The 24,784-nt window shown below is 46.3% G+C and carries 32 protein-coding genes, 1 tRNA gene and 1 pseudogene; 14 read left to right on the top strand and 20 right to left on the bottom strand.

Annotated elements, in window-relative coordinates:
* Nucleotides 1-30: 30 nt before the first annotated feature.
* From JGK07_RS06550 to JGK07_RS06530, 5 genes are all read left to right on the top strand, one after another.
* Nucleotides 31-894 carry a GNAT family N-acetyltransferase gene (locus tag JGK07_RS06550; protein ID WP_293182853.1) on the top strand — a complete coding sequence of 288 codons (864 nt, stop codon included), beginning with the start codon at nt 31-33 and terminating at the stop codon, nt 892-894.
* Nucleotides 895-1,049: 155 nt separating this feature from the next.
* A complete protein-coding gene (trpE, locus tag JGK07_RS06545) occupies nt 1,050-2,597 on the top strand; it encodes an anthranilate synthase component I (protein WP_293206539.1) in 1,548 nt (515 codons plus the stop codon).
* 267 nt (nt 2,598-2,864) lie between these two features.
* Nucleotides 2,865-3,749: a PhzF family phenazine biosynthesis protein gene (locus JGK07_RS06540; RefSeq protein ID WP_293213370.1), complete on the top strand. Its 885-nt coding sequence runs from the start codon at nt 2,865-2,867 to the stop codon at nt 3,747-3,749.
* A 179-nt stretch (nt 3,750-3,928) separates the two neighbouring features.
* Nucleotides 3,929-4,495 carry a Uma2 family endonuclease gene (locus JGK07_RS06535; RefSeq protein ID WP_293197313.1) on the top strand — a complete coding sequence of 189 codons (567 nt, stop codon included), beginning with the start codon at nt 3,929-3,931 and terminating at the stop codon, nt 4,493-4,495.
* 115 nt (nt 4,496-4,610) lie between these two features.
* Nucleotides 4,611-5,108 carry a hypothetical protein gene (locus JGK07_RS06530; RefSeq protein WP_293197311.1) on the top strand — a complete coding sequence of 166 codons (498 nt, stop codon included), beginning with the start codon at nt 4,611-4,613 and terminating at the stop codon, nt 5,106-5,108.
* On the opposite strand, the gene JGK07_RS06525 is transcribed toward JGK07_RS06530, so the two are convergent.
* From JGK07_RS06525 to JGK07_RS06515, 3 genes are all read right to left on the bottom strand, one after another.
* Nucleotides 5,105-5,941, bottom strand: a complete 837-nt coding sequence (locus tag JGK07_RS06525; protein WP_293223657.1) for a hypothetical protein — start codon at nt 5,939-5,941, stop codon at nt 5,105-5,107. The two genes, JGK07_RS06530 and JGK07_RS06525, sit on opposite strands and share 4 nt — an antisense overlap.
* Nucleotides 5,942-6,197: 256 nt before the next feature.
* Nucleotides 6,198-7,514 carry a homoserine dehydrogenase gene (locus JGK07_RS06520; RefSeq protein WP_293182865.1) on the bottom strand — a complete coding sequence of 439 codons (1,317 nt, stop codon included), beginning with the start codon at nt 7,512-7,514 and terminating at the stop codon, nt 6,198-6,200.
* Nucleotides 7,515-7,790: 276 nt separating this feature from the next.
* A complete protein-coding gene (locus JGK07_RS06515; protein ID WP_293191316.1) occupies nt 7,791-7,991 on the bottom strand; it encodes a hypothetical protein in 201 nt (66 codons plus the stop codon).
* 252 nt (nt 7,992-8,243) lie between these two features.
* Between JGK07_RS06515 and JGK07_RS06510 the strand changes: the two genes are divergently transcribed.
* On the top strand, nt 8,244-8,390 hold the full coding sequence (locus JGK07_RS06510; protein WP_325314938.1) for a DUF4277 domain-containing protein: 147 nt from the start codon (nt 8,244-8,246) through the stop codon (nt 8,388-8,390).
* Nucleotides 8,391-8,805: 415 nt separating this feature from the next.
* Here the strand turns inward: JGK07_RS06510 and JGK07_RS06505 are convergent, their stop codons facing one another.
* The 3 genes and pseudogenes from JGK07_RS06505 to JGK07_RS06495 form a co-directional block, all read right to left on the bottom strand.
* Complete coding sequence (locus JGK07_RS06505; protein ID WP_293182875.1) at nt 8,806-9,237, bottom strand: CAAD domain-containing protein; 432 nt, start codon at nt 9,235-9,237, stop codon at nt 8,806-8,808.
* 486 nt (nt 9,238-9,723) lie between these two features.
* A pseudogene (gltX, locus tag JGK07_RS06500) lies at nt 9,724-11,157 on the bottom strand (glutamate--tRNA ligase); the annotation flags it as partial.
* A gap of 421 nt (nt 11,158-11,578) precedes the next feature.
* A complete protein-coding gene (locus JGK07_RS06495) occupies nt 11,579-12,790 on the bottom strand; it encodes a transposase (protein WP_293223654.1) in 1,212 nt (403 codons plus the stop codon).
* A 198-nt stretch (nt 12,791-12,988) separates the two neighbouring features.
* Here JGK07_RS06495 and JGK07_RS06490 point away from each other — a divergent pair, with 198 nt between their 5' ends.
* Together JGK07_RS06490 and JGK07_RS06485 are read left to right on the top strand one after the other, a co-directional pair.
* Complete coding sequence (locus JGK07_RS06490; RefSeq protein ID WP_293179508.1) at nt 12,989-13,471, top strand: thiol-disulfide oxidoreductase DCC family protein; 483 nt, start codon at nt 12,989-12,991, stop codon at nt 13,469-13,471.
* A gap of 100 nt (nt 13,472-13,571) precedes the next feature.
* Nucleotides 13,572-13,781, top strand: a complete 210-nt coding sequence (locus JGK07_RS06485) for a hypothetical protein (protein WP_293191312.1) — start codon at nt 13,572-13,574, stop codon at nt 13,779-13,781.
* A gap of 46 nt (nt 13,782-13,827) precedes the next feature.
* Here JGK07_RS06485 and JGK07_RS06480 read toward each other — a convergent pair whose 3' ends face one another.
* From JGK07_RS06480 to JGK07_RS06420, 13 genes are all read right to left on the bottom strand, one after another.
* On the bottom strand, nt 13,828-14,487 hold the full coding sequence (locus JGK07_RS06480; RefSeq protein WP_293179502.1) for a Uma2 family endonuclease: 660 nt from the start codon (nt 14,485-14,487) through the stop codon (nt 13,828-13,830).
* 58 nt (nt 14,488-14,545) lie between these two features.
* Nucleotides 14,546-14,630: transfer RNA gene (locus JGK07_RS06475), tRNA-OTHER, on the bottom strand.
* Nucleotides 14,631-14,668: 38 nt separating this feature from the next.
* Nucleotides 14,669-15,331: a hypothetical protein gene (locus tag JGK07_RS06470; RefSeq protein WP_293223651.1), complete on the bottom strand. Its 663-nt coding sequence runs from the start codon at nt 15,329-15,331 to the stop codon at nt 14,669-14,671.
* Nucleotides 15,332-15,454: 123 nt separating this feature from the next.
* Nucleotides 15,455-15,628, bottom strand: coding sequence for a hypothetical protein (locus tag JGK07_RS06465; RefSeq protein ID WP_293213903.1), 174 nt, complete (start codon nt 15,626-15,628; stop codon nt 15,455-15,457).
* A gap of 15 nt (nt 15,629-15,643) precedes the next feature.
* On the bottom strand, nt 15,644-17,272 hold the full coding sequence (locus JGK07_RS06460; RefSeq protein WP_293213905.1) for a hypothetical protein: 1,629 nt from the start codon (nt 17,270-17,272) through the stop codon (nt 15,644-15,646).
* The gene (locus JGK07_RS06455) at nt 17,259-17,729 is read right to left on the bottom strand and encodes a hypothetical protein (RefSeq protein ID WP_293223648.1); all 471 of its coding nucleotides are present in this window, start codon (nt 17,727-17,729) and stop codon (nt 17,259-17,261) included. The genes JGK07_RS06460 and JGK07_RS06455 overlap by 14 nt, the downstream gene beginning before the upstream one ends.
* The gene (locus JGK07_RS06450; RefSeq protein WP_293179486.1) at nt 17,710-17,910 is read right to left on the bottom strand and encodes a hypothetical protein; all 201 of its coding nucleotides are present in this window, start codon (nt 17,908-17,910) and stop codon (nt 17,710-17,712) included. Before JGK07_RS06450 ends, JGK07_RS06455 begins: the two co-directional genes overlap by 20 nt.
* Nucleotides 17,907-18,578, bottom strand: a complete 672-nt coding sequence (locus JGK07_RS06445; RefSeq protein WP_293223645.1) for a hypothetical protein — start codon at nt 18,576-18,578, stop codon at nt 17,907-17,909. Before JGK07_RS06445 ends, JGK07_RS06450 begins: the two co-directional genes overlap by 4 nt.
* A gap of 202 nt (nt 18,579-18,780) precedes the next feature.
* The gene (locus JGK07_RS06440) at nt 18,781-18,957 is read right to left on the bottom strand and encodes a hypothetical protein (RefSeq protein ID WP_293223642.1); all 177 of its coding nucleotides are present in this window, start codon (nt 18,955-18,957) and stop codon (nt 18,781-18,783) included.
* A 1-nt stretch (nt 18,958) separates the two neighbouring features.
* Entirely contained in the window at nt 18,959-19,495 is a 537-nt protein-coding gene (locus JGK07_RS06435; protein ID WP_293223639.1) for a hypothetical protein, read from the bottom strand.
* Nucleotides 19,496-19,957: 462 nt separating this feature from the next.
* On the bottom strand, nt 19,958-20,338 hold the full coding sequence (locus JGK07_RS06430; protein WP_293223636.1) for a hypothetical protein: 381 nt from the start codon (nt 20,336-20,338) through the stop codon (nt 19,958-19,960).
* Nucleotides 20,339-20,424: 86 nt separating this feature from the next.
* A complete protein-coding gene (locus JGK07_RS06425; RefSeq protein WP_293223633.1) occupies nt 20,425-20,736 on the bottom strand; it encodes a hypothetical protein in 312 nt (103 codons plus the stop codon).
* Nucleotides 20,706-21,104 (bottom strand): hypothetical protein, encoded by a 399-nt coding sequence (locus JGK07_RS06420; protein WP_293223630.1) that lies wholly within the window; start codon nt 21,102-21,104, stop codon nt 20,706-20,708. Before JGK07_RS06420 ends, JGK07_RS06425 begins: the two co-directional genes overlap by 31 nt.
* A gap of 346 nt (nt 21,105-21,450) precedes the next feature.
* Here JGK07_RS06420 and JGK07_RS06415 point away from each other — a divergent pair, with 346 nt between their 5' ends.
* On the top strand, nt 21,451-21,696 hold the full coding sequence (locus JGK07_RS06415; protein ID WP_293223624.1) for a hypothetical protein: 246 nt from the start codon (nt 21,451-21,453) through the stop codon (nt 21,694-21,696).
* Between the two features lie 40 nt (nt 21,697-21,736).
* A complete protein-coding gene (locus JGK07_RS06410) occupies nt 21,737-22,414 on the top strand; it encodes a hypothetical protein (protein ID WP_293223621.1) in 678 nt (225 codons plus the stop codon).
* Nucleotides 22,415-22,509: 95 nt separating this feature from the next.
* On the opposite strand, the gene JGK07_RS33120 is transcribed toward JGK07_RS06410, so the two are convergent.
* On the bottom strand, nt 22,510-22,758 hold the full coding sequence (locus tag JGK07_RS33120; RefSeq protein WP_366516845.1) for a helix-turn-helix transcriptional regulator: 249 nt from the start codon (nt 22,756-22,758) through the stop codon (nt 22,510-22,512).
* Between the two features lie 579 nt (nt 22,759-23,337).
* On the opposite strand from JGK07_RS33120, the gene JGK07_RS06405 reads away from it, so the two are divergent.
* From JGK07_RS06405 to JGK07_RS06390, 4 genes are all read left to right on the top strand, one after another.
* On the top strand, nt 23,338-23,538 hold the full coding sequence (locus JGK07_RS06405) for a hypothetical protein (RefSeq protein WP_293179456.1): 201 nt from the start codon (nt 23,338-23,340) through the stop codon (nt 23,536-23,538).
* Between the two features lie 66 nt (nt 23,539-23,604).
* Entirely contained in the window at nt 23,605-23,934 is a 330-nt protein-coding gene (locus JGK07_RS06400) for a hypothetical protein (RefSeq protein WP_293179453.1), read from the top strand.
* Nucleotides 23,931-24,146, top strand: coding sequence for a hypothetical protein (locus tag JGK07_RS06395; protein ID WP_293179450.1), 216 nt, complete (start codon nt 23,931-23,933; stop codon nt 24,144-24,146). The genes JGK07_RS06400 and JGK07_RS06395 overlap by 4 nt, the downstream gene beginning before the upstream one ends.
* Complete coding sequence (locus JGK07_RS06390) at nt 24,143-24,472, top strand: hypothetical protein (RefSeq protein WP_293179447.1); 330 nt, start codon at nt 24,143-24,145, stop codon at nt 24,470-24,472. Before JGK07_RS06395 ends, JGK07_RS06390 begins: the two co-directional genes overlap by 4 nt.
* Nucleotides 24,473-24,784 lie beyond the last annotated feature (312 nt).

The following is a 24,784-nucleotide window of genomic DNA, read 5'->3' as shown; positions in this document are numbered from 1 at the left end:
TCTAATTAATAGTTAATCCTTAAATTAAAAATGAATGTCGCAATCAGGCGATCGCAGATTTCTGATATCGATGTTTGCGCTCGCATTAATTATGAAGCTTTTAAAGATATTTCCGATCGCCACTGCTTCCCTCACACAGATTTTCTGACGGTAGAGTTGGCGGCCGAAATTAGTCGGTTTTGGCTCGAAAATCCCTCGTATTTTGGCGTTGTAGCCGAGAATGACGGTGCGGTTGTCGGGTGCGGTTTTATGGATGAACGCAACCCGATTCGCGGTATCGGGCCCGTCAGTGTCGATCGGGCTTTTCAAGGCCGCGGCGCAGGGCGACAAATCATGAAAGCCTTGCTGGAACGGGGACAGGATGCTGTAGGCATCCGTTTGGTGCAAGAATCTTTCAACATGGCCTCGCTGTCGCTGTACGCTTCTCTGGGTTTTGAGGTGAAGGAACCTTTCGTGTTAATGGAGGGGAAGTTTCGCAGCGTGCCGCAGTATGGGTTTGAGGTGCGGCCGATGGCTGGCGAGAATGTGGGCGAATGCGCGGCTTTGTGCGAAAAAGTCTGTGGGTGCGATCGAACTTCCGAGATTGAATACGCCCTAAATAATTATTGTCCGTTAGTTGCGTACCAGCAAGGTCGGATTGTGGCTTATACTTGTGCGATATCTGCTTTGGGTCACAGCGTCGCCGAAACCGAGGCAGATATGCAGGTTTTGCTCTTGGGGGCTGCTGCGTACAGTTCCGAAGATGTGCTAGCTTTTCACTTGCCGCTGAGGTATGGAAGTCTGTTTCGCTGGTGTTTGCAACAAGGGCTGCGCGCCGTCAAGCCGATGGCGGTGATGGCTGTTGGCGAGTACCAATCGCCGGAGGGCTGTTGGTTTCCGTCTTTTGTTTATTGATTGTAATTAAAGTTAGTATAGCAACCGCCATTCAAGGTATTGACATAAAGCACCTCATGAAGAGACCCCTGAGATCCCCAAGCGATCGCTCTCCAATTTGATTCCTGTCAACTGTCAACTGTCAACTGTCAACTGTCAACTGTCAACTGCTATATATGATATTTCCCGATTTCTCACAATTTTCGGAACTGGCGAAACAAGGCAATTTTGTACCCGTATATCAAGAATGGGTGGCTGATTTGGATACGCCTGTGTCTGCGTGGTATCGGGTTTGCGCCGGTCAACCTTACAGTTTTCTGCTGGAGTCGGTGGAAGGTGGGGAAAAACTCGGGCGTTATAGTTTGTTAGGGTGCGATCCGCTGTGGATTTTGGAGGCTAGGGGCGATCGCACAACTCAAGTTTACCGCGACGGTTCCGAAAAAGTATTTACGGGCGATCCGTTTGAGGCTTTAACCGAGTGTTTGCAGCCTTACAAACCAGTGAAATTGCCGCAGTTACCGCCGGGAATTGGCGGGTTGTTCGGTTTTTGGGGTTACGAGTTAATTAAGTGGATTGAACCGCGAGTTCCAGTGCATCCGGCGGGCGAGAATGATTTGCCGGATGGGTTGTGGATGCAGGTTGATAATTTGCTGATTTTCGACCAGGTGAAACGGAAAATTTGGGCCGTCGCCTATGCGGATTTGCGCGAGACAGGCGTTGATTTGGCGGAGGCCTATGGGGCAGCGTGCGATCGGGTTTCTCAGTTAGTTGATAAACTGAAATCGCCACTTTCACAACAATCTACTCTCCTAGAATGGACTCCGCCGAGTTACGGGCAAGATGCAAGTTCCACAACTGAAAATACAGAATTAGCTTACAGCAGCAATACCACCCGCGACAAGTATTGTGAAAATGTATTGAAAGCCAAGGATTATATCAAAGCGGGAGATATTTTTCAGGTAGTGATTTCGCAGCGGCTGGAAGCAGAATACACGGGCGATCCTTTTGCACTTTACCGCTCTTTGCGCCTGATCAATCCTTCTCCGTACATGGCTTATTTTAATTTTGGAGATTGGCAGATTATCGGTTCCAGTCCAGAAGTGATGGTGAAGGCAGAAAATACTGTTGACGGCAAAAGGATTGCAACTTTGCGGCCGATTGCCGGTACGCGCCGCCGGGGTCAAACTCCTCAACAAGACGATGCTTTGGCTGCTGAATTACTGCAAGATCCGAAGGAAATTGCGGAACACGTGATGTTAGTTGATTTGGGCAGAAACGATTTAGGCAGAGTTTGCCGCAGCGGTACTGTAAAAGTTGACGAATTAATGAAAATTGAGCGTTATTCTCATGTGATGCACATTGTGAGCAATGTAATCGGAGAATTGGCTGAAGATAAGACAGCTTGGGATTTGTTGAAAGCTGGTTTTCCTGCTGGTACGGTTAGCGGTGCTCCGAAGATTCGGGCGATGGAAATTGTGCACGAGTTGGAAGGTTGCCGTCGCGGCCCGTATTCTGGGGTTTACGGGTTTTATGATTTTGAGGGACAGTTGAATAGTGCGATTACAATTCGCACTATGGTTGTTCAATCGCAGGGCGGTGACAAACATTCGGTTTCTGTGCAAGCCGGTGCTGGTTTGGTGGCCGATTCTAACCCGGATATGGAGTATGAAGAAACTCTCAATAAAGCCCGGGGTATGTTGCAGGCTATTCGCTGTTTGAAGTAGCGAGTCTGGGTCAAAAATCTTGTCGATGTCGATAAGAGTCGGCGATTGAAATCGCGTCTACACAAACAATGTCCGCCTCCGCGGACAAAGAGAAGATAACGTAATTTTAACCGTCTGGTATTCAACCCGCGGAGGCGGGTTTTGTCTGTATAGACGCGATTTCAATCGCCCGGTCTTCTAATCTTAAAAGAGGGAAAGCGGAGGCGGGTTTTGTCTGTATAGACGCGATTTCAATCGCCCGGTCTTCTAATCTTAAAGGAGGGAAATATGAATTTTTATATCGTTGACGTGTTTGCCGAGTCAAAATATGCTGGCAATCAGCTAGCTGTCTTTTGTGGCGCGGGAGTTGCGGAACTCTCAGAGGCCGAAATGCTGCTGATAGCGAAGGAAATCAATTATTCGGAAACCACGTTTATTCGATCAAACCAGCCGGAAAACGGCGGCTATGACGTGCGTATCTTCACGCCCAAGAAGGAATTACCGTTTGCCGGTCATCCGACGCTGGGGACGGCGTTTGTGCTACAACAACAGATAATTGGCCAAAAGGTCGATCGAGTAATTCTCAATTTAGCCGTGGGTCAAATTCCAGTCACCTTTAATTATCGCAACGAATCCGCAGATATTTTGTGGATGCGACAAAACCCACCAACATTCGGTCAAGTTTTGCCAACCGAAACTCTCGCCAGCGTCCTAAATTTACAACCCGATGAGATTGAGACAAACTTCCCAATTCAAGAAGTTTCTACCGGAGTACCGTTTATAATTGTCCCGTTAAAAACCCTCGCAGCCGTCAAAAAAGCTCAAGTCAACTTAGATAAATATTTTGAATTAATTAATACCACAGAAGCCAAAGAAATTTTGATATTCTGCCCAGAAACTTACAGCGACATTAATGATTTAAACGTCCGAGTTTTCGCCCATTCCTTAGGAATCCCCGAAGATCCGGCGACGGGGAGTGCCAATGGCTGTTTGGCTGGATATTTGGTAGAATATACTTATTGCGGGGAATCAAAGATTGATGTGAGAGTCGAACAGGGTTATGAAATTGGTAGACCTTCGTTGCTGTTGTTGAAAGCTCAAAAAAATCAGGAAGAAATAGAAGTTTTGGTGGGAGGTAAAGTGGTGATGGTGGCGAAAGGAGAATTTGTTTAAAACATTCAAATATAGCTTCCTATATAGGTTCGTAGTGAGGACTTTAGTCCTTATTTGTTGCGGACTAAAGTCCTCACTACAAACCTATTTTATTATAAACCCGCCCCGGTCTTCACTCTAGAAAACTTAATATTCCGCTCAAATTGTGAGATAGTACACATATAGAAGGATTGACTCACATGATGGTAAGTTCACTCATCGAATCCAGGGAAATTCAAGTTATTGAATCTCCCAGAATTTCCCTAGAAGAATGGATGGAAAACCCGCCTGACAGCACAGAATGGATCGATGGAGAATTAGTAGAAAAAAACGGCATGACAGCAAAAACTGGTCGGATTCAATCTCGGCTATCCCGCTACTGGGGAAATTACGCAATTTCCAGCGGACAAGGTGGAGAAGTTTACACAGAAACAGGTTGCCGTACAGTAGGGAGAGGTCGCTGTCCTGATGTTTCCTACTTGACACCAGAATTAGTCGCCCAATTTAATGATTTTACCATACTTCCTCAAAGTTTTCCGTTGATTGCTGAAATTATTTCTCCTACTGATAAAGCGGAAGAAGTATTTGCCAAAACCAATGAATACCTGCAATCGGGCTGTCAAGAAATATGGCTGGTACTTCCTGAGAGTCAGTGGATTGTTGTTGTCACTCAACAGCAGAGACTTTTATTTACCATAGGTGAAGTCGTCAGCACTCAAATAGTTTTGCCAGGTTTTAGTATTGCCGTCGATGAGTTGCTAGCGTAAAAAATGGGTTCAATTTAATTATTCCTAATCAAAATGGGTTAATATGAGGTAGCTCATATTCATTGCTCTGCGTTACTGGCATAGTGAAAGCATCATCTTTCTGAGAGACTTTCCAATGCTATCAACATTTTCGCGCACTTTAAATTTATCCTCTGATGCTTCCGAAGCCCTGCTTGCACTTCCATTAACCAGCTTGCTGGATTCACCGGAATTCAATCAAATCTTGGGAAGTCTGGATACTGCTTTGCTTAAAGAAAGTTTGCCTGCTGCTGGGGCTATATTATCCCAAAAACTCCCAGCTTTTTATGATTGGTTGCAAACAGAATTGGGAATTAAAAATGTCCCAGATAGTCCAGATCATGCTACAAAATGGGTAGTCGGTTTTCTGAAGAATCAAGAGAGTTTAACTGATTTAGTTGAGATGCACAAATCGATTCCAAGACTTGCATTAGATCGATCGATTCCTCGGTTAGTTAGCGCCTTTGATGGGGTTCAACCCACCGCCGTCAAGGAAGAGTGGGAAAAAGCGATCGCAGCGCTTTGTCTGGTACTCGCCGTCGCAGCGCGGGAAAATCAGTCACCGGGCGCATCGAAGGCTTTGGTAGGGGTTTAGGTGAAGCGGCTTTTTCGGAAAATTTGCAGTTGCGCGCGATCGATCTCAACGACTACCGGCTTTTTCTTGTTGAGGACGATCGCATTATGCCGATTTAACAACAGCCACTGAGCCAACATTACCACCAGGACTCGCCTTTTGCGAAACTTGCCTTCAAAACGGGCCATTCGGACGATCGCCTCTTCGATTTTATACCACCAGTTTTTCCCTTTCTGGGAAATCACAAAAATCGTTCCCGGTATGTAATCGCCTCCATTTGCCCAGAAAGCATACCTTTCGCCTAAAGTAAAGTAGTGAAAAACATTGTTAGCGGTGCAAGTTTCAGCTAACTTTTCCGCAACGCCCAAAGAATTAAACGTTACAGTCGATCGCAGATAACCCGGATATTTTGCTACAATTTGCTGAGCAACTTTGCCGCCCAAACTTTCTCCGATGACATCCGCCGGATTTCCGCTGCGAAATTGCTGTTTAAGCCAATCTATAGCGCCTACAGTTTCCGCCGCTTTTAACTGGCGTTGTACTTTGGCGATAAATACATCGGGTGTATCTTCCAAAACGCGATCGAAAGGATACCACGAACCGTATCCGCGAATCACGAGCACGGGCGGATTATTCCCAGAAACCGGAAGGCGACTTTCAGCATAAAAACCAGTGCGCGAGTCTTCAAACACTTTTTCTATGGTATAATTTCCATCAACAACTTGCCCCTCTGCGTGCCGAACATAAATTGACGGATTGCTGGGATCCTCAGTATCGTGGAGTTGGGGTTTGGCAAACTTTTCGTAGAGGGAATCTAGCAAGTGCCTTCCTGTAGGGCGATCGACAAAATCCAATTTTATTGATCCATACTAAATTAAAAACAATCTAAAAAAGGTTCGTAGTGAGGACTTTAGTCCTCAGGAAAAGAAGGACTAAAGTCCTCACTACTAATACCAATTTAATGTGAAGTTGCACATATCTCGATCCCCCTAAATCCCCCTTAAGAAGGGGGACTTTGATCGGAATCTTGTCCCCCCCTTATTAAGGGGGGCTAGGGGGGATCGGATTCTATGCAACCTCATAAAAAATTGGTATAACCTTGTGCAATTCTTACAAAACTCGCAACGTGCTCGCAATACTATCGACTGCTTCCATCGCGCGAATTTCATCGAGTGCTTGTTGGAAATTACCTTCCCGAACATCGTGAGTCACGACAACAATTTCTGCTAAATCGCCGTGAATTCCCGTCTGCACAATGGACTCCAAACTAACTTGGTGGTTACCGAAACAAGTGCCGAGTTTGCCAATAACCCCGGGCGTATCCCGCGTCAGAAAACGCGCGTAAAACCGAGTCACAAGTTCCTGCATTTCTGCTATTTTGCAGTAGTGTTGGTGAGTGCAACTCAGCAAAGGATGGGGAATCGGCACAGTTTCGGTTTTCAGGATAGCAGCCACATTCAAAATGTCGGATACCACCGCACTAGCTGTGGGCCCAGCCCCCGCACCGCGCCCGTAAAGCATCAATTGCCCGATCGCATCTCCTTCAACTAAAATTGCATTGTAAACGCCGTTCACACTAGCCAGCGGATGAGCTTTCGGCACAAAAGTAGGATGCACCCGAATCGAGAGGAGTTCCCCTTCTGCATCCCCATTATGTTCGGAAATTTTGCTAGTTTCTTGAGCAATAGCCAGCAATTTGATCGTAAATCCCAGCTTGTCGGCGTAGTCAATATCAGCCGCGCTAACTTGCCTGATACCTTCGCAGTGAATATCTGCTAAATTGATGCGTCCGCCAAAAGCTAACGAAGCTAAAATAGCAATTTTATCAGCAGCATCCCATCCATCCACATCTGCTGTAGGGTCAGCTTCAGCATAACCTAATTGCTGAGCGTCCGCGAGCACTTCGCCAAAGTCTGCACCTTCTGTCTGCATCCGCGTCAGGATGTAATTAGTTGTGCCGTTAACGATGCCGGTGACACTTTTGATGCGGTTTGCACCTAAAGATTGTTTGAGGGTTTGAATGACCGGAATGCCGCCGCCCACCGCAGCTTCTAGCATTACATAAACGCCTTTTGCGTTAGCAGCGTCGAAGATTTCATTACCGTAGCGGGCGATAACTGCTTTGTTGGCGGTGACTACGTGCTTCCCGTTGTCGATCGCTTTCAGAATGAGCGATCGCGCCGGTTCCAATCCGCCAATCAGTTCTACTACAATATCAATTTCCGGGTCAGTCGCGATCGCCTCTAGGTCAGTTGTCAGCACATTTTCTGGCAATTGTAAAGACCGAGTTCGAGAAATATCGCGCACTCCCACCCGATAGATTTCCAATTCCTGCAACAGCGGATGGCGCCCATCTGGGGAGAGCAAAATCTCTGCTGTTCCCGCGCCAACCGTACCCAAACCTAGCAAACCAATTTTGAAAGCCACGACTTTGACCCGTAGAAAATCACTTAATCTACAATCATTGTATGATAACCAGGCATTCATAGAATACCCACAGGCTCGACTTCTTTAAAAAATCAGACTCTATATCAGATCGCGTCCAATCAATCATTCCTAATAAAAACGGTTCGTAGTGAGGAATTTAGTCCTTTAATTATGAGGACTAAAGTCCTCACTACGAACCAATATGATTGTGATTGCTATCTTCAGAAAAGAGCTGACCAATTAATCCAGACGTTACATCAGACTTTGCATTGCAATTTAAAGTGCTGTATCCAGGTCTACCTCCAATTCTCGAAGCCACTGTTTCAATCTTTCTACGTGCTGCCTTTCTGCATTAACTTGCTGTTCTAGTTGCTGATTTTGCTGTTCGAGTTGCTGTAGATGTGCTTCTTCTGCTCGAATTAAATCTTCTACTATAGCAATCTTTGCAGGAGTCGTAATTTTTTTACCCCACCCCAACCCTCAGAGCGAGTTCGGGGAGGGAGTAAGAAATTTACAAATGATTTAGGATTGCTATAGACCAATACGGTTTACTTAAGATGCTACTTCGAGAGGAACGAAGCAATCTCCGTATCTATTTTTCATAGGGTTTTACCCCCAGGGCGGTCTTAAGTAAACGGTATTGTGCTATGGACGAGATGGAATTAGTAGAAGAATTCAACTTTCATAGTAGGAATAAGAACCCAAGAACTTCTGAACCCAGGACAAGTCATGAAAGCAATGATTTTGAATAAATTAGGATTTTTAAGTGCACCATTATACATATTCGATAAATTTTTAGTAGGAAAAGCAACATCACATCTAATCGGAAAGAGAATATTGCCCGAACATCTAAGGAATGAAAATTTAATAACCTAGGCGACTATCCCCCCTTCGTCCTTACTGGAACAAAAATCGGGAAGCAAAGTTGCTTAAGTTATTCAGTTTTCATTCCCCAAACAGCGACGCACCAGACAATTCATAACGGGGATGAATAACCAGAATTTGGTATGAAACGATAGTTAAGCAAACAAGACAAACAGTTGTTTTGTTTACGAGTCTGCTCGCTATGGCTGGTGCGTCGCTGTCAGATTTTGGGTTTGTATTGAGGGATTTTTCTTTCTTCGACGCACCCTACGGCTATCTTCTACCTTCTACCTTCTACCTTCTACCTTCTACCTTCCATCCGTTACACAATCCGTTGCCGAACTTCCTTCATTAAAAAACCCGACACTGACAACATATTTAAACTTGTCAGTATCGGGTACAAAATCAACAAATTACCAACAAAAATTTAGGACTTTTTGCCAAAAACTTGTTCTTTCAAAGCTTGAATTTCTTGACCTAATTGTTGGCGGTTGGAAGAGCGGAGCAAATAGCGGTAGATAAACCAGGCGCTGTATCCGATACCAATTAGCTCGAATGTGGGTGCTAGCAGGGGGATGTCGTTGAGTTCGTCTACAATGCCCAAAAGCACTTTCAAAGAAACAATCGAGGCTAATATGACACCGACAACTGTCAAGGGACTTTTGTACTGCTCGTAAAAGCTGCCGATGTAAGCAGGAAACTCCGACAAAATTGAAATAATTTGTTCTTTGATCTGCTGTGTCTGATTTGGTTCTTCGGTAATGATGACTTTTGTGCTACCGCTCGAACTGTCTGCTTCATTTTCAGCAGGAATTTCGGTGATGATAACGGTTGTTTCTGGTTCGTTTGATGAAGTCATTTCTCCACTCGCAATAGTTTTTTGCTGATTGGCGGCAGGTATTTCAACTGCTGCTGCGGCTGTTTCAACTGCCGAAATATCGACTGCTGAAACCTCCGTTCCGACTGTTGAAACAGCCGGTGTTTCGACTGCTGTAACTTCCGCTGCTGGTTCAAGAGTCGGCGTTTCGACTGCTGTAACTTCCGCTGCTGGTTCAAGAGTCGGCGTTTCGACTGCTGTAACTTCCGCTGCTGGTTCCAGAGTCGGTGTTTCGACTGCTGTAACCTCTGCTGCTGGTTCTACCAAAGGCGTTTCGACTGTTTCAAGAGTCGGTGTTTCGACTGCTGTAACCTCTGCTGCTGATAGTTCAACCGCCTGTGTTTCGACTGTTGAAACCTCGACTGCTGGCTGTTCCCGCTCGGAAATTTCGGCGGGAGTTTCGGCTTTGGGTTGTTCTAGGCTAGGAGTTTCGGCCGCAACACCAACTGCCGGCAAATTCAAGTTGCTAATGGCATCAAGCAAGCGGGTTTTAGCCGTCCCCCGCTGGTGAAGGATTACCCAAGATTCTATCAGGTCGGGGCCGTGCATTGCACCTGTCAGAGCGGCTCTGAGCGATCGCATAATCAGCCCTTTGTTAAGATTTTTCTCTTTACTGAGCTTTTTAGTGATTTTCTGAGCTTCTGCTGCTATTAGGGTGGGATGACTTTCCAGAGCTTCTTGAACTGCTTGTAAAGCCTGTGCAGCGCCTGATTGCTGCAACTGTGCGAGTGCTTCTTCTTCGTATTCCAAAGTTGGCAAGAAGAACAACTTGCACATACCGACAGCATCGGTTAAGCGAACGAGACTCGGGCCGATTAAAGCAGCTATTTGTTCGAGCCAAGGGCGATCGGCCTTAGAATCAAACTCATAACCGGCTTTCTGCCAATAAGGTATCAGCAAATCTGTCAATTGCGGCACAGGCATCTTGTGCAGGTATTGACCGTTAAGCCAATTGAGTTTATCCCAATCAAATTTTGCACCGGCTTTGTTGACTCGATCGAATGTAAAGACTGCCGCAGCTTCGGACAATGTAAATATTTCTTGCGTAGAATCCGGCGCAGTCCAACCCAGCAAAGTCATGTAATTGACTAAAGCTTCGGGGATATAACCCATATCTTTGAAGTCAGAAATCGAGGTAACGCCGTCGCGTTTAGAAAGTTTTTGCCCTTGCGCGTTTAAAATCAGCGGTGTGTGGGCAAATTCTGGGATTGTCGCGCCCAAAGCTTCGTAAAGCAATATTTGTTTCGGAGTATTGCCGATGTGATCTTCGCCGCGGATGACGTGGGTGATGGCCATGTCGATGTCGTCGGCGACTACGGCGAGGTTGTAGAGGGGCTGGCCGATGAGGCCGCCGCTGGATGCGCGGGCGATTACCATATCGCCGCCGAGGTCGCTACCTTTCCAGGTTACGGTGTCGCGCACCATGTCGTTCCACGCGATCGTGCGATCGTCCTCAATGATAAACCGAATCACAGCTTGCCGCCCTTCTGCTTCAAAAGCTGCGCGCTGTTCCTCCGTCAGGTGGCGGTGGCGGTTGTCGTAGCGGGGGGCCTGTTTGTTGGCTTTTTGTGCTTCCCGCATCTCGTCAAGTTCTGCTGACGTGGTGTAGCAGCGGTAAGCGAGTCCTTTGTCGAGAAGGGTTTGGACTGTTTGGCGGTAGATTTCCAGACGCTGGGACTGAAAACTCGGGCCTTCGTCCCAGTTCATACCCAGCCAGGTGAGTCCTTCGAGGATGTTGTCGGTGTATTCGCTTTTAGAACGTTCTACGTCTGTGTCTTCTACCCGCAGGATGAATGTTCCGCCTTGGTTGCGGGCAAACAGCCAGTTAAATACGGCGGTTCTGGCGGTACCGATGTGGAGGTTTCCGGTGGGACTGGGGGCTAGACGGACTCTGACGTTCATTTATCTTTTTGCTTTTAGATTGGGGGCAATTTACTGGTTGGGGGATTTGCTGTGGCTGTGACTACAAATTTTATTATATTTTGTTGCCGCCTTAAAAATTGTGTTTGCCAGTTGGTTTGCCTGGAATTGCTCGATAAATAGGCTAATTAGCGATCGGGCGAAAGTCTCGGGCTTTTTGAGCAGACGGCATCTTGACGATATTAGCATTGTCGGCGCCCAAGACTGGATTGACCTTTGGGCCTATTTTTTAAAGCAGGAATAACTGCGGCAGGGATGCGGTCGGCGCGATCGATAATTATTAATTCTTTTGACACTCCCCACCGATGAATCTCGATGATTGTTGTGGGATGGGCGGGAGAGCCCGTCCTTTCTGCACGGGCTCTCCCGCCCATCCCACAAATTTGCTTAAGTTATTTAATTTCTATTCCTTATCTAGCCCGATATTCCTATGGACTCCCGACAGTACGCCTCCCGAAGCAATTTGACTCACGGGCTGTCCAACCGCAAGGATACCTCGATTTCTAATCACCTGTGCTGCTGCTACATCTCTGTGGGTCGTATACCCACATTCAGGGCAAGAATGAACCCTGACATCTAGGCTTTTCTTACCAGTCAAGGTTCCACAATTAGGGCAGGTTTGACTGGTATAGTTCTTGTCTACTTGGGCAAAATACACCCCACGCTTCCAGCACACATGAGACAGGATGGAAAAAAATTGACCATAAGCTGCATCTAAAGTATGTTTACCAAACAACCCCTTAGCCCAAGCCTTAAAATTGATATTTTCAACAAATATCATGGACGCTTGGTCGCACAGCCGATGAGCTAATTTATAATGCCAATCCTTTCGAGTATCGCTAATTCTTTGATAAATTTGAGCAATTTTTCTTTGAAGCTTTAGCCAGTTATTAGACCCTTTTCTCTTATGCTTTAATCTTCGTTGCAGTAATTTCAACTCGCGGTGAAGTGCATTAAAGAATCTCGGTCGATTTACCAATTCTCCATCAGAGGTTGCCAAGTATTTATCTAGTCCGATATCCACACCTAGATGATGTCCCGACGGGAGAATGTCCGGTATATTTACCGCTAACCGATAAGTCAGCATTACAAAATAACCAGAAGCCTTTTTAACTACTCTAATTTGCGCCAGGAGAAAACCCTCTGGTACAGGCCTAGACATCTTCAACCTGACCCAACCAATTTTTGGCAGATTAACCCGTCCATTCTCCACTGCTGCATCTTTGACAGCCGGAAACACAAACGAGCGCAGCCTTTTTTTAAAGCGTGGAAAACCATGTCCTCGATCCCACATTGCCACAAATGCCGATTCTAACACCTTTAATGTTTGCTGCAACACTTGCGAATGCGGAACCTTTAATTCGGAATAAATCTTCTTAGCTCTTGCTAGATTTTTACACTGACTAGCATAGGTAGGTCTAGGTGTGTCTGGTGAGATGATATATTCACCAACTATCGAACAAGCATTAACAGGAGACTTGCGAGAATTTACCCAATCCTTCCGTTCTCTCAAGGCATAGTTATATACCTGACGACAAACGTTTAACCAAGTCTCAAATATTTCGACTTGGTGTTTATTAGGTCGAAGTTTGTACTCGTGAGTTACTGTTAACATGAATCTATGATATCATTTTTTGATAAAATAAGCGTGCTAGTGTATAAATTTGACTGCGAGAAACAGCCTGGTAATCGTTTCTCTTGCGACTCAAGTCTGGGCCGCGTTCATCCCCATGCCTGAGCCTGAAGTCAGCGGCTTTCCGCTCGTCTTCAGGTAAAATGTTTGTGTGCGATCGCCATTAAAATAAATTTCCCTATGTCTACTGCTAAAACTGAATTTCCCGAATCTGTTGAAATTAAGCCATCTTGGCAGATTGAGCTTTTGTACGACGGTGAATGTCCGCTGTGCGTGCGGGAGGTCAATTTCTTGAAAAAGCGGGACGCGGGCCGAGGTTTGGTGTCGTTTGTGGATATTGCGGAGGATGACTACAACCCCCAAGCCCACGGCGGAATCGACTACGAAACGGCGATGGGCCGGATTCACGCGGTGTTACCCGACGGTACGGCAATTAAAAATGTTGAGGTATTTCGGCGGATCTACGAGATTTTGGGGATTGGTTGGGTCTATGCTGTGACTAAGTTGCCGATTGTTGGGGCGATCGCGAATTGGCTGTACGGAATTTGGGCTGATTGGCGGCTGCCTTTGACGGGAAGACCGGACTTAGCAAGTATTATGAGCGATCGAACTGCGCGGATCGAGTGCGAAATTGAAGGTCGCTGTCGGGCAAAGTTGGAATAGAGTTAAATTGAGTAAGTGCGATCGACCGATTTGCAGATTTCAACAGAAACAAACTGCAACTAAGATTAAAGATTGATTGCTACTAAAAGCAGGGGGAAAAATGGAAGACGCAGGATATACAGTCTTCATGGGCTTCGGTGGTCTTTGGGTACTCATGGGAATTGTCGCTGTGACTTTCCTGTTCAAATCGGACGGTCAAAAACTTAAGTTTGGTAAATGGGGACTGCTAGTGGCTATTCCGATCCTAGTGCCGATCGCCCTGGTTTTGACATATCAGATATTCCGACCGTTTATTATCCCACACCTTTGAGTCGATCGTCCGTGGGAGAAAGGAATTAGTTAAATTAAGTTAAGTATTATTCATTTTCGGGCGATCGCAACTGCTCCCTCACCCATACTCGCAAAGCGTCAATTATAGTCATATCATCCTCGGTCTCTGCCATCTGCAAAAATTGAGTGATTATTTCTGAAGAAACAATCGGAAAAGTGGCACTACATTCACAGATTACATATTCTCCGTTCTGAAATTGAAAAAATTGTACAGTCTCTCCGAGATATCTCCAAATTTCAGGAACTCCCAGGTTTTTGTAAATACTAAAGCGATTAGTAGATGGACTGGTAAGATCGACTTCAATGATTAAATCTGGTGGCGGGTCAATTGATAAGTTAATTTTTCTGCCACGAATGCGATCGACATTTTGGATATAAAAACAGGAATCTGGTTCGGCACCTTGTTTTAAATCTTCACGATTGAGAGTTGTCGAACCAAATCCCTTACGTTTCAACTTTAATTCATCGCTTAAAGTAGTCACAAACTGTTTTAGCAAACAATTAACAGTTTCATGCAAATCTGATGGCATGATAATTTCTAATACTTCTTGAAAATATGAAAACCGCGAAGACCTGTTGTCTCCAGCTTCTGCTAACAAGCTTTGGTAAGTCTGCCAACTGATACTAGATAGTACCACCCGTTGTGTGGTTTTTTCTGGAGAGGGATGAATGAGCGTCGCAGTCATGTTTGCCTCCTGCTTAATCCAGAAAAAAGTTTATTACAACCCTAAACTTTCGAGAGAACGGGACAGACGGGGCTCGAACCCGCAACTTCCGCCGTGACAGGGCGACACTTCCAGATCAAGTGTTCGCCTGCTTTCAACTGTCCTTGCACAACAAAAAATCTATCTCACCCTGACCGAAAAGTCAAGAGTCAAGAAAAAATATTTCAACGTCGTGCTTATTTGCTCCACCCAGTACCGCTGCATAGGGGTCATTCGGTGGCTCGTGACGAATCGGCATCGGGGTACCCCACCACTCAGCATCCTCAAAAAGCTCAGGACGTTTGTCGTAGTAATCCCGCCAGCAATCTGGATACCATTCCCAAGCTTTCCAAAAGCCATGAGGAATGATCGATCGTTCTACCACATACCCATCTAGATCCGAGCAACGAGGTCTCTCAAACCAGCTCCATTGAATTTCGCAAGGTGACGCCCAGCCGTGCTCCCACATGGTGAAAAAAGTATAATCAAAATTATAACCAGGGGCAACAGGGACTTCAACACGAACTCCATCAAAAGGTAAATCAATAGCGGGGGCAAAACCTTCTTCGTCTGATACACCAACCCTAATATATTTAACAATGCGATTCTCATTTCCATTGTCGTAAGAAAACATATCCAAGTACACAGGCAACTCAACTGCCTGAATTTGATCATCCCTACACCACCCAAAAACTCGATCCTCGTCTTGATAAAGGGAACCTTTTTGGAATCGCAATTTAAGCCATGCAGGCAACTCCTCAAATTCTTTCAGAATTCCAGGAACCAACATTAAATCTGTTGCAGACGCATCATTCAGCAATCTCATAATCATTGTTTTGGCTGAACTCCTTGAACCCCTCGTCGTGACCGGGTTCAAATATCTTTGGATACCCCATTTCAACTTTCGCTCAAACATAAAGAAACAAGGAGCGACCTTGCAATTACGCTGTTAATTTAAGTCAATATCTTCATCAAGCTCATCAAAATCTGGGTCATCCTTGGAATAAGCCCAAGCATGATCACAAGCATTACAGGTGTAAAATCCATAATCTTTGTCGAACTTAATATCCACCGATCCACATTGCGGGCATTGAATATCTTTTGTCAACGACCCTTCTTCCATTTGTTATTTGCCTCCCTAAATAACTACGGATTGATAGTGATTTCTAGCAGACTCGTAGCGCTTATCGCTACCAGATTTAGCAACCCCCCATATCGCCAAAATAGCAGCATTCTGAGATAGCCCGCTACGCTTACAGGCAACCACCACCGCACGCACTTCGGGGGTCAATGACTGCGTTGGATCAGGAAACTCCCAATTTTCCGGAATCGGGTTGACTGCGTTGTATTTCCGGTGCAGCAAGGATTCCAGGTGGTGAATAGGTTGGTGGAGAGGCGGTGGAGAGGTGGTGGAGACTGGTGGAATCTCCACCACTGACTCAGTGGGATAATCTGTAGCAAATGATTCGAGAAATATTTCGCAATCCCCAAAATGATCCACATCGTCAATCAGCGATCGTGCATCAGGAATAGAAACATCAATTGGTACAGAATTGGGTGATTTAAGTTTGCCTTGCCCCGAAGGCTTCCACCCGTCTTCAGAGTCCTTATCTGGTACGGCGGTCAGCAACAAGGTAATAGCACCGGACTGTTTAAACAATTCCGACAAATTTTTCGCCTTGAACATTGCCTGAGTATCAGTCTGAGCTGTAACAAGAGGAAAAACCTTTCCCTTCCTGGCCGCTATAAAAAGCTTTAGCCAAAAAGTTTGCAAGATATTTTCAACCTCAGTAGGCGGCAAGATTAAAGCCAAAAGAGGCTGCCACTCACCTATCTCCTCAAGGAGTAAGGTGATAGGAAAATGATGGTAAGTTCCCTCATCATCATTCTGATATTCATCGTATCGCTTGGATAAAATCTCAAGAATTTTATTCAAGCCATCCAGCAAGCTTTTCGCCCGTTCCTTGTCACCCAAACCAATACCGTAAATCTTCGTCCCTTTGATGAGGAATTTTTCAATTCCTCGGTACATTGATTTACGCTTGTGGGAGTTTATAATTATCAATCGATGTCCTCGACTGATGCGACAACGAATCAACGCGCTCGTTAGAGTAGTCTTTCCCGATCCAGGGGTTCCAATAAGCTTCAAAAACCCTGCAAAAACTGCGCTACTGATTTGGCTTTTCAGCAAAGATTGAGTCAGGGAATCACCGGGTTCGATCGCACTTTTAACTTGTTCTCCGACATCAATTTTGTCACCTGGATTTGTAATGTCATCCAGTGTTCCCGGCTTACCGTGAGGTAACGCTGGCTGGGATGGCACTGGAGTAAATCCGATCGCCTCCTTGAATTTTTGCTGAAGCTGCAAAGTAAAAAGATCGATATCTGCCTGCGCCTCAAGTTGTAATTTTTTGAGGCGAACCCCTGCACCGATTTCGGCCGTTGTCTGATTTTCTTTTTGCTGGATATCGTCGCTGGCAACCTGTCCAGCCCAAAATAGCCGCTGTTCGCGTTCGTCACTGCCAGCGAAGTGTAGAGCAGCCCCAAAGCTAGCGAAGCTAGCTAACCCACCAAGCAGCCGAATCAAGCCGGAAGCGCCCTCAGTTTTGACAATCTTGCTATCGGGCTGGACTAACCAGTGAGGATAAGTTCGCTTGCCAAGTTTGGTGCGAATCGTTAGTTGGGTGTCAACCGGAAGGCTTGCGCCGGCAAGAACAAAGCCAGCGCAACCAGCAAGCAGAGCAAGTGAAATCTTAAGTCGAGACATTGCGACCTCCCCACAGCCACGCCACAAGGACACACACCATCAACAACCCAACCACGATCGACCCCCCGTACAAAGAGAGGAAGTCACCAACAGCACCAAAGATTGCCAAAATTGCATCCCACTCACCAGCCGCAGAGCCGAGAGCGATCGCGGTGGCAGCCGCCTGATATCCCTGATATCCAGGACGATCGTCGTCCGCGCCAAAAAGAGCCTCCTTGCCAACCACCGCGATCGCAATTATTCGGATAGCAAAACTGCCAAACGACAACCAGGGAATCATTCTAAAAATAAGTACCGCGGATGCAGTGCCACTGGCTATCAAGCCAAAATGAGCTACTCTGTAAGCATTCCGAGAAAATGCGATCCGCTTTTCTCCCGGCTCGGCAACTTGTGGTTTCGGTTGCTGAGCCTCCCAGTCCTCGTAAGCTGCGTACCCTTCAAGAGTTCCGTCCATCATCTTGCTCCAATACTTTTTTAGCTAAATCCATGCCGTCGTTGCCACCGCACCACCGTCGGCGTTTAATGTGTCCAAAACAACTGACATTTGACCAGTTATTTGGGTCAGCGTAAGCTTCCAAGACTCTGCGATAAGCCTCAAGCTTTTCGCGATCGCGATCTCTAAAAAATGGAAACTTCATACTTTAAACCATCCAGCCAAAGATTTAGAAATCGAGCCAAACAAGCCGCCACCCAAAGTTTTTTGGCCTCCAGAAGTAGTGGTTTCGCCTTTCCAGTAAGCTTCTTGCTGCTGGCGGGCGATCGCCTCTTGATTTTTGGCATCCGCACTGGCTTTAAGCTGTGGTTCTAAGGCGGCCGACTGAGTTTTAAAGCCAGCTTGGAGAAACTTGATATCAATGCCGTAGCGATCGGCTATCAAGCCGATTTCTCCGCCTGTCTTCGCTTGCGCGAATCCCATGTCGGCAGCAAATTGAGCCTCGGTTTTGAGTACAGAAAGCCTTGCTTGCTCCTTGCGGTAAAGTACCGCAGCCTTATATTTGGCTCCCCCTTCAATGCCCTTGGCAACAAGCCCCGTTATTTTTTCATCTGTATCAAATCCGTATTCAAGAAGCTCCAGCGCAAGCTCTTCGATCCTTTTGATGCAATCCAAAATCGCCTTTTGATTCGCAACATAAATCTTTGAGCGTCGGGCTTGCTGCTGCCACTTCTTCTTGTTAAGCGAGCTTTCGTGAACTTCTTGATCCGTGCAATTTGCTACTTTGGCGAGGCCGATGTCGCCTAAGTTTTGTCGGAGAACCGGCGACATAGGATTGTGACCGACAACCCGAGAGATACCACTTGTAATCATTTCTGTCCCTCGATTGGTTTTACTTCCGTGCTTCTTTCTCTTTCGTATTCCTTTCTCTCTTTTGTCGCTATCTCACCTTCGGACTCGTAAGAAACAGACCAACTATCTACTTCGCCTCTATCCGCTAAAGATCGGAAGCTCGCGTTGCCTATCTGCTCGACAACACCAGCGGGCAATAGATCCAATATTTTTCCGAACATATTCAACCTCTTAAACTTTGTACTTGACCTATAACCTCCACACCCTTAGCGTCAGTAATCCCCTCATCTCTCAATTGCAATACTGCTACTTGCAGAGCCTCCTGAGATTTGCTGGCAACAACATTGAGATGCTTTGGTGTATTACTTTCGCGCTGTACCCGAACCTTGTAAAAAGCCATCTTAAGAATCCTGTAAATCCGAAAGGGCTGCTTTAACTTCCTCAGTAAATCCCAGCTTTACTTCTGCTGCTGCCTGCTTGCCAAGCGCCCGCCCCAACTCGCGGTAGTTGTTCAACAAACCAGATTTAAAAGAAGCAATTTGAGTCAAATTACTATCAGCAACAGTTGCCGCAGTTTGGGCAATGGCATTGTGTTGGTCAACGAACACAATCGCCGTTGATGCTGTGGGAGATGGTACTACGGGTGCTTGCTCTACCAACTGGCGCAATTGAGTAAACTTGCCGGCATTGAGCAGTTTAGTTGCATCAAGAGCAAGCTGCGAGTATTCGGTTGCCCGGGCAGCACCACGGCGTAAAGTAGCAAGATTCAATCCGTAGACATCCTGAAGTTTGCAAATCGACTTCTGCAAGTCAGCTTTGCTCAACCGGAGGAGGGACATCATATACTGCGCCGAGTACCATTGTTCAATCGATTCAGGGAGAGAGGAATCGATTAATTCGCTGTCTACGTCAATCACGGCTTGGTCTTCAGGTTCCATTTTTCGCCTTTTTGCCTTTGAGTTTAAATCGATTCAAATCGATTGAATCGATTTGAATCGATTCGTATAGACAAAAAATAACCCGCCTTTGAGGGGCGGGTATACTATGCAGAGCATAATTTTACGCGGTGCATAAAACTTTGTGCAGTAATCCAAACAGAAGAGTTATTTGAGGCTTGGGTTCGCGATATCCAGGGGCTCCGGGTTCTCTCAGATAACAATAAAGGGTTTGTAAAGGAATGCCAGTTTCTCTGCTAATTTTGTAAACCGACCAGCCAGTTAATTTACGAAATTCCTGCGGCGAAAGTGATATTTCTGATATGATTTTCATACTATCCTCTGCTTGAAACTATTGGGATGGTCGCGCCCCTGGCTGTTGATGCAGCGCAGGGGCATTTTAATTTAATTAGTTCACTCAAAAGTAGAGCTTCAACTCATCGGCGAGACAAAAGCTGTCTTGGCTCACAACCCTTCTCTTTTGGCGGCTAAAATCGAGTAACCTTCAACGATCGCTACCTGTAAGATAGCCAATAGCTTCAGCCCCTCATTTCTCCCGACTCCAGCAGAGGTAAAGATGCCACAGGGCATATCTAGATCGCCGTTTACCACATTCCGCAAGTTATCGCGAAATGCGCCTCCTACACGCAGGCTATAAGCGATCGCTTCCACTAAGACTAATCGCTCCTCCTGAGTGGCGTCGCCAAAATCAGAGCCGTAAACATCACTCAAGACCTTAGAGACTGGGGGCGAAGTAATATCGCCGACGCGCTCATAATCAATGCGGGTATCTTCGGTAATCATGCAAACTCCTAAAAAATAAGCGATCGCACTTGAAGCAAACACGATCGCAAGAGACAGATAGGGAGAATAAACCCGTCTCTCTGGGTTGTCACACCACTTTTATTTATCTGGCAGGTGTCGCCAGTTCGTTAAAAGGGAATTGGGTCACAAGCCTCAGAGTCAGGATCAGAATTCGTATCTTTCTCTGAGGCTGAAGGTTTTGGGTTTGTCGTTTCTCGCACCTCACGCTTCACTTCGTCGTCGAATCGAACCACCAAGATAGCTGTCAACCTGATAGCGGCTTCGGCGAGCCTAGGGTATTCTTCGAGTTCGTATTTGCCGGAGGCAATCATTGCCGCCAACAATTGCGTTGCGACAAATTCACCGTGGGGTTGTGAGTAATTGGGGTCGTCAAAATAGTCACGGATTTTTAGTTTTTGTTCGGTAGTGAATTCTTCCATTTAGATCGAAACTCCCAAATACTATGCTTGTGGTCGTACTTAAATCCACAAGCTTTGATTTCGGCAAATAACTGATAAATCCTGATTTGACTCTTTGTAGGGTACAAATCTAACGCACCTAAAATCTTGACTCTGAGTGCTGGAGTAACTCTCCTGCCGATCGTGATTACATTAGGTGGCAATGGGAGGTTATTGGTAGGCGATGGCAGACCTTCCCGATCGGGGTCATCATCCACGAAGGGCTTCGATCGATAATCAGCAGAACAAATCAACCGCAGGTATCGCTTGGCGGCGAGCTCGCCGGAACCCAGATCGAGGTATTCGCTGTCGTCGTCGAAGAAGCGGGGGTGGTTGGGTAGGTCTGCCATGGCATCACTTCAGCAACCACTTACGATCGCTACCACTCCACCGATAACCGAGAGTCTTGAGATTGGCATAAAGGATTGATGGATCCCGATCCAAGCCCTTGCATCCTGGGAGGAGAGCAAGAGCCTGCTCGTATTTTTTGAGCTTGATTTTAGGCATAGGGTATGATTGTCAGTAGCTGGAAAAGGAAGGGCGATCGCCGGATCTACCCAGAGCGATCGCCCGTGTGCTTGGTTAGAGCGTTAATCTTGCGGTGTCACCCGCAAGTCTGGAGAGGCGTGTAGCGAGCCTCAGTATCTAATTGTCAATAAGCTTGGTTATCAAAAATGTCCCATTTTTGGGACATTTTTGTATGAATCATTCTTTTCAGACAAGGCTAAAAAACTGGAGCAAGAGCTTGAAAAACAGAGCTTTTGCTATTTCAGCATCGAGGAAATGCCTGATTATTTTCGCCACGGCCGCAGTAAAAATCATTGCCGCCACCGAGAGAGCGAAACCTTGATTGAGAAAGGTTCACGAAAAATGTCCCACTTTTGGGACATTTTTCGTAAACCTGCGTTATTTGCGTGGTTGCGCGGTTCCGCTGGTGGCTGAAATCGCTATAAAATCCAGAAACTAATACCTGGGTTTTAATATGAACTTCAAGAGACGAATCGAATGGCGCAAATGGCTAGGGGTGGCGGGATGGGTAGCGTTGGGCTACTTCATCGGGCGGCCGGAACAGCTCAGCCGGATGGCGCGGAATCTAGAGAATCACTTGGCGGGAAGTCGGACGCAGTATCTTGTACCAACTACCACAGGGACAGCGCCTCGACTGGTTCAGATATACCAGCAACCCCGGCAGTCCTTCAGTTCCACTTCCGAGCCTGGGCAGCAGGGATGGAACGATTTTTATGACCAAGACGGTCATTTTTCGATAATGGTGCCACCATACAAGGTCAAACAAGTAACAGATTCCAACGGCACAATGTACTCCATTGAGCAAGAAGGCGAGTCTTATACTTTTGGGTACACAGCAGTTGATGGGTCTCAATTTATTGCCCAAGACCGCAAGCTGACTCTCATGACGGAAGTCATCAACAAAAGATGGAATTCAGGTACTGCTTTTGGCGAGCAATTTTCGATCGTCGCGCAAAGACACTTTGGTCTAAATGGAAACCCAGGAATAGAAGTTCACTTGCAGCATAGGTCTAAACCACTCAAAATGACATTCCGAAAGATGATTGTCAGAAATCGCCTGTACATAATGGGTGTTGCCAGTCCTCACTCTCAAAACACGCAGACATTCCTAAACTCGTTTCGCCCGCACTAGGCACAACACTAAACAAGTGAAGTGAATAGCCGAGTCGGTAATATCAGCCTCCCCAGACACTAACTGGGGAGGCTTAACTATTTAGTTTTCAAGGTTCATACGAACGCCGGAGAAGCAAGCTTTTCGGACTTAGACAGACTTCCATGACCTAAGTAGTCAGGGAGTTGATCTAACGTTTTCCCGGTCAGCTTACATAAGCGTTTGACTTGCCAGAGTGTGAGCGCTATTTCGCTCAGACCACGCTCACATCGGCTAACAGTGGACGTGTCTATGCCTAGCGCAACAGCGAATTGAGCCTGAGTCATATCAAGTTCTTCTCTTATTGCTTTCAACGGCACAGACATTAGCTCCTGTTGTGATTGACTTTTTCGTTTCTTTAGCATAGCATAATAACTAGGCAAATTCACTAGGAGTAATTCCTAATTTCTTTGCCTAGTTGGTAGAACAACAAAGTAGGTGGGCCCGTGACGACAATCCTGGCCTGCCTACCTTAAATATAAGAGTTTCCGGCAGTCAGGCAGCCTCACAACTAGCCCCGTAAGTCTTGAACAGCATGGGCGGTAAGAAGCGGTTGGCTCCGGCAACTCACAGCATAACCAAGTCAAAGATAGCCTCTCACCTACGTCTTTCCACGTAGGCAAACCCTGCCTTTTAGAGGGTAATTCCGTGAAAATGCGGATTTTATTGATCGGGTCACGTGCCATTGCGGTATCAGTAGCCCTGATTTTCAGTGGGCGATTAGCGACGAACACCCCCGACACACCGCCACCACCGGGAAGCGGTCGCAGGGATTCCACAAAAGCAGAGGTGATGCCTATGACCTAATACCTGGACTGCCTATAAACTTCCTTCCTATCATTCGCCGGCGATCGCGCGGCAGGACGTGCGATCGCCTTTCCTTCCCCATTATTCAGGAACAAATAATGACCACACCCACATTCGAGACAGTCAAGACAACTCTCCACATCAAGCTCCAAATGAGAGACTTATCAATAAAACGTGTAACTATAGCCGTCCGCAGACCTCCGCGAATCATCCAGTGGAAAGACCATTACTTCTATCAAATTTGCGATACCTACTACGAAGAAGTAAGCGGGGAAGATTTAGACAATATCAAAGTCTAGCAACCGACAAAGTTAGCGATCGTGCGGCAGGACGTGCGATTGCCTTTTTTATCAACGAGCTAACCCATGGAAACAGCAACAAACACGACTAACTGGAATTGGTACGGAATGTGGTTTTGGGACTATCTAAATCTTGACAGAGGCGATTTCCGTACTGAGGCTTGGGAGGCTTTTGACATCTGGAAGCAAGCCTACACAAAAGATCACCCCGACCTGGCAGATCTTGCCGACTTGGACTTAGTAGAAAGCTACATGAACGCCATGAAACCCGTATTCGACTCATGGCTTTTCAAGGCGTGGGGCCTTTTTTACCTTCCAAGCAAAACGTTTCGGGCGATCGTCTGGAGACTCAAAGTACACCTGGTTTTACACATCCCCACTATCGAAAACCCATGAACACAGGACGAAGCATCGCCAACCACATAGCAATCAACGAAATCAGAAGAAAGGACATCTTAGAAATCCTCAAAGACGGCCCTAAAACAGCCTACAAAATCTCTCTCAAGATGCCCGGATTCTACTCCACAGGAACAACCATGTGCCGCCTACGCGAGTTACAGGCAGCAGGAAAAGTAACAAATTTCGGAGACGTATGGGAAATCAAATGAGTCAAGTCAACCCACTAGACACTTTCAAAAGCACCTACGACATAGACGACGAATTGGTCAAGATCCTTGTGCGAGATAGAACCACTCTCGGCTTACTTTTTCTCACGCTAGAAAAGCTCGCCTGGAACGAAAGAATGGCAGTGGGCTTAGCCGCCTATCACAGCATCGACCAAACCTCCGCGCAATTGATAGAAATCAAGCCGCGTCACGGCGAATTTGCGACACCTGTCGCGGAAGCAATGGAATTATTGAAAGCCCTTTCCCCGTCGGCACTGGCCGAATTAGCCGGGGATATTCTGCAAGATGACTTTGAACTTGAAGCGTAGTGCCAAACAGCATGGCGTGCGATCGCGCTCTAGTCGGTGCGATCGCCTTTCCTAATTACTAATAACCAACAACCCATAACCAATGGAACAACTAGAAGAAGATATCTACTATTTGTACAAAATCAAGATCGACTAACAGCAACAGAGGACGATCCGATTCACAAGAGGAAGTATGACGACTGGAACAGTATTTGCCGTCGGCGAATCAGTATCAATGCTGGTCAATAAAACAAAAAAGATAGGATTTATAGAGGAAATTTGTGGGGATTTCCTATTTGTCAGATGGGTTATATCAGGGACAAGAAAAATACG

This window comes from Microcoleus sp. PH2017_24_DOB_U_A (assembly GCF_020738205.1).
Classification (GTDB): domain Bacteria; phylum Cyanobacteriota; class Cyanobacteriia; order Cyanobacteriales; family Microcoleaceae; genus Microcoleus.
This window is presented reverse-complemented; position numbering and strand designations above follow the sequence as displayed.

Coding starts and splice junctions, on each gene's coding strand:
- JGK07_RS06550 (WP_293182853.1), top strand. CDS start 31: ATGAATGTCGCAATCAGGCGATCGCAGATTTCTGATATCGATGTTTGC.
- trpE (WP_293206539.1), top strand. CDS start 1,050: ATGATATTTCCCGATTTCTCACAATTTTCGGAACTGGCGAAACAAGGC.
- JGK07_RS06540 (WP_293213370.1), top strand. CDS start 2,865: ATGAATTTTTATATCGTTGACGTGTTTGCCGAGTCAAAATATGCTGGC.
- JGK07_RS06535 (WP_293197313.1), top strand. CDS start 3,929: ATGATGGTAAGTTCACTCATCGAATCCAGGGAAATTCAAGTTATTGAA.
- JGK07_RS06530 (WP_293197311.1), top strand. CDS start 4,611: ATGCTATCAACATTTTCGCGCACTTTAAATTTATCCTCTGATGCTTCC.
- JGK07_RS06510 (WP_325314938.1), top strand. CDS start 8,244: ATGAAAGCAATGATTTTGAATAAATTAGGATTTTTAAGTGCACCATTA.
- JGK07_RS06505 (WP_293182875.1), bottom strand. CDS start 9,237: ATGACTTCATCAAACGAACCAGAAACAACCGTTATCATCACCGAAATT.
- JGK07_RS06495 (WP_293223654.1), bottom strand. CDS start 12,790: ATGTTAACAGTAACTCACGAGTACAAACTTCGACCTAATAAACACCAA.
- JGK07_RS06490 (WP_293179508.1), top strand. CDS start 12,989: ATGTCTACTGCTAAAACTGAATTTCCCGAATCTGTTGAAATTAAGCCA.
- JGK07_RS06485 (WP_293191312.1), top strand. CDS start 13,572: ATGGAAGACGCAGGATATACAGTCTTCATGGGCTTCGGTGGTCTTTGG.
- JGK07_RS06480 (WP_293179502.1), bottom strand. CDS start 14,487: ATGACTGCGACGCTCATTCATCCCTCTCCAGAAAAAACCACACAACGG.
- JGK07_RS06470 (WP_293223651.1), bottom strand. CDS start 15,331: ATGAGATTGCTGAATGATGCGTCTGCAACAGATTTAATGTTGGTTCCT.
- JGK07_RS06465 (WP_293213903.1), bottom strand. CDS start 15,628: ATGGAAGAAGGGTCGTTGACAAAAGATATTCAATGCCCGCAATGTGGA.
- JGK07_RS06460 (WP_293213905.1), bottom strand. CDS start 17,272: ATGTCTCGACTTAAGATTTCACTTGCTCTGCTTGCTGGTTGCGCTGGC.
- JGK07_RS06455 (WP_293223648.1), bottom strand. CDS start 17,729: ATGATGGACGGAACTCTTGAAGGGTACGCAGCTTACGAGGACTGGGAG.
- JGK07_RS06450 (WP_293179486.1), bottom strand. CDS start 17,910: ATGAAGTTTCCATTTTTTAGAGATCGCGATCGCGAAAAGCTTGAGGCT.
- JGK07_RS06445 (WP_293223645.1), bottom strand. CDS start 18,578: ATGATTACAAGTGGTATCTCTCGGGTTGTCGGTCACAATCCTATGTCG.
- JGK07_RS06440 (WP_293223642.1), bottom strand. CDS start 18,957: ATGGCTTTTTACAAGGTTCGGGTACAGCGCGAAAGTAATACACCAAAG.
- JGK07_RS06435 (WP_293223639.1), bottom strand. CDS start 19,495: ATGGAACCTGAAGACCAAGCCGTGATTGACGTAGACAGCGAATTAATC.
- JGK07_RS06425 (WP_293223633.1), bottom strand. CDS start 20,736: ATGGAAGAATTCACTACCGAACAAAAACTAAAAATCCGTGACTATTTT.
- JGK07_RS06420 (WP_293223630.1), bottom strand. CDS start 21,104: ATGGCAGACCTACCCAACCACCCCCGCTTCTTCGACGACGACAGCGAA.
- JGK07_RS06410 (WP_293223621.1), top strand. CDS start 21,737: ATGAACTTCAAGAGACGAATCGAATGGCGCAAATGGCTAGGGGTGGCG.
- JGK07_RS33120 (WP_366516845.1), bottom strand. CDS start 22,758: ATGTCTGTGCCGTTGAAAGCAATAAGAGAAGAACTTGATATGACTCAG.
- JGK07_RS06405 (WP_293179456.1), top strand. CDS start 23,338: ATGACCACACCCACATTCGAGACAGTCAAGACAACTCTCCACATCAAG.
- JGK07_RS06400 (WP_293179453.1), top strand. CDS start 23,605: ATGGAAACAGCAACAAACACGACTAACTGGAATTGGTACGGAATGTGG.
- JGK07_RS06395 (WP_293179450.1), top strand. CDS start 23,931: ATGAACACAGGACGAAGCATCGCCAACCACATAGCAATCAACGAAATC.
- JGK07_RS06390 (WP_293179447.1), top strand. CDS start 24,143: ATGAGTCAAGTCAACCCACTAGACACTTTCAAAAGCACCTACGACATA.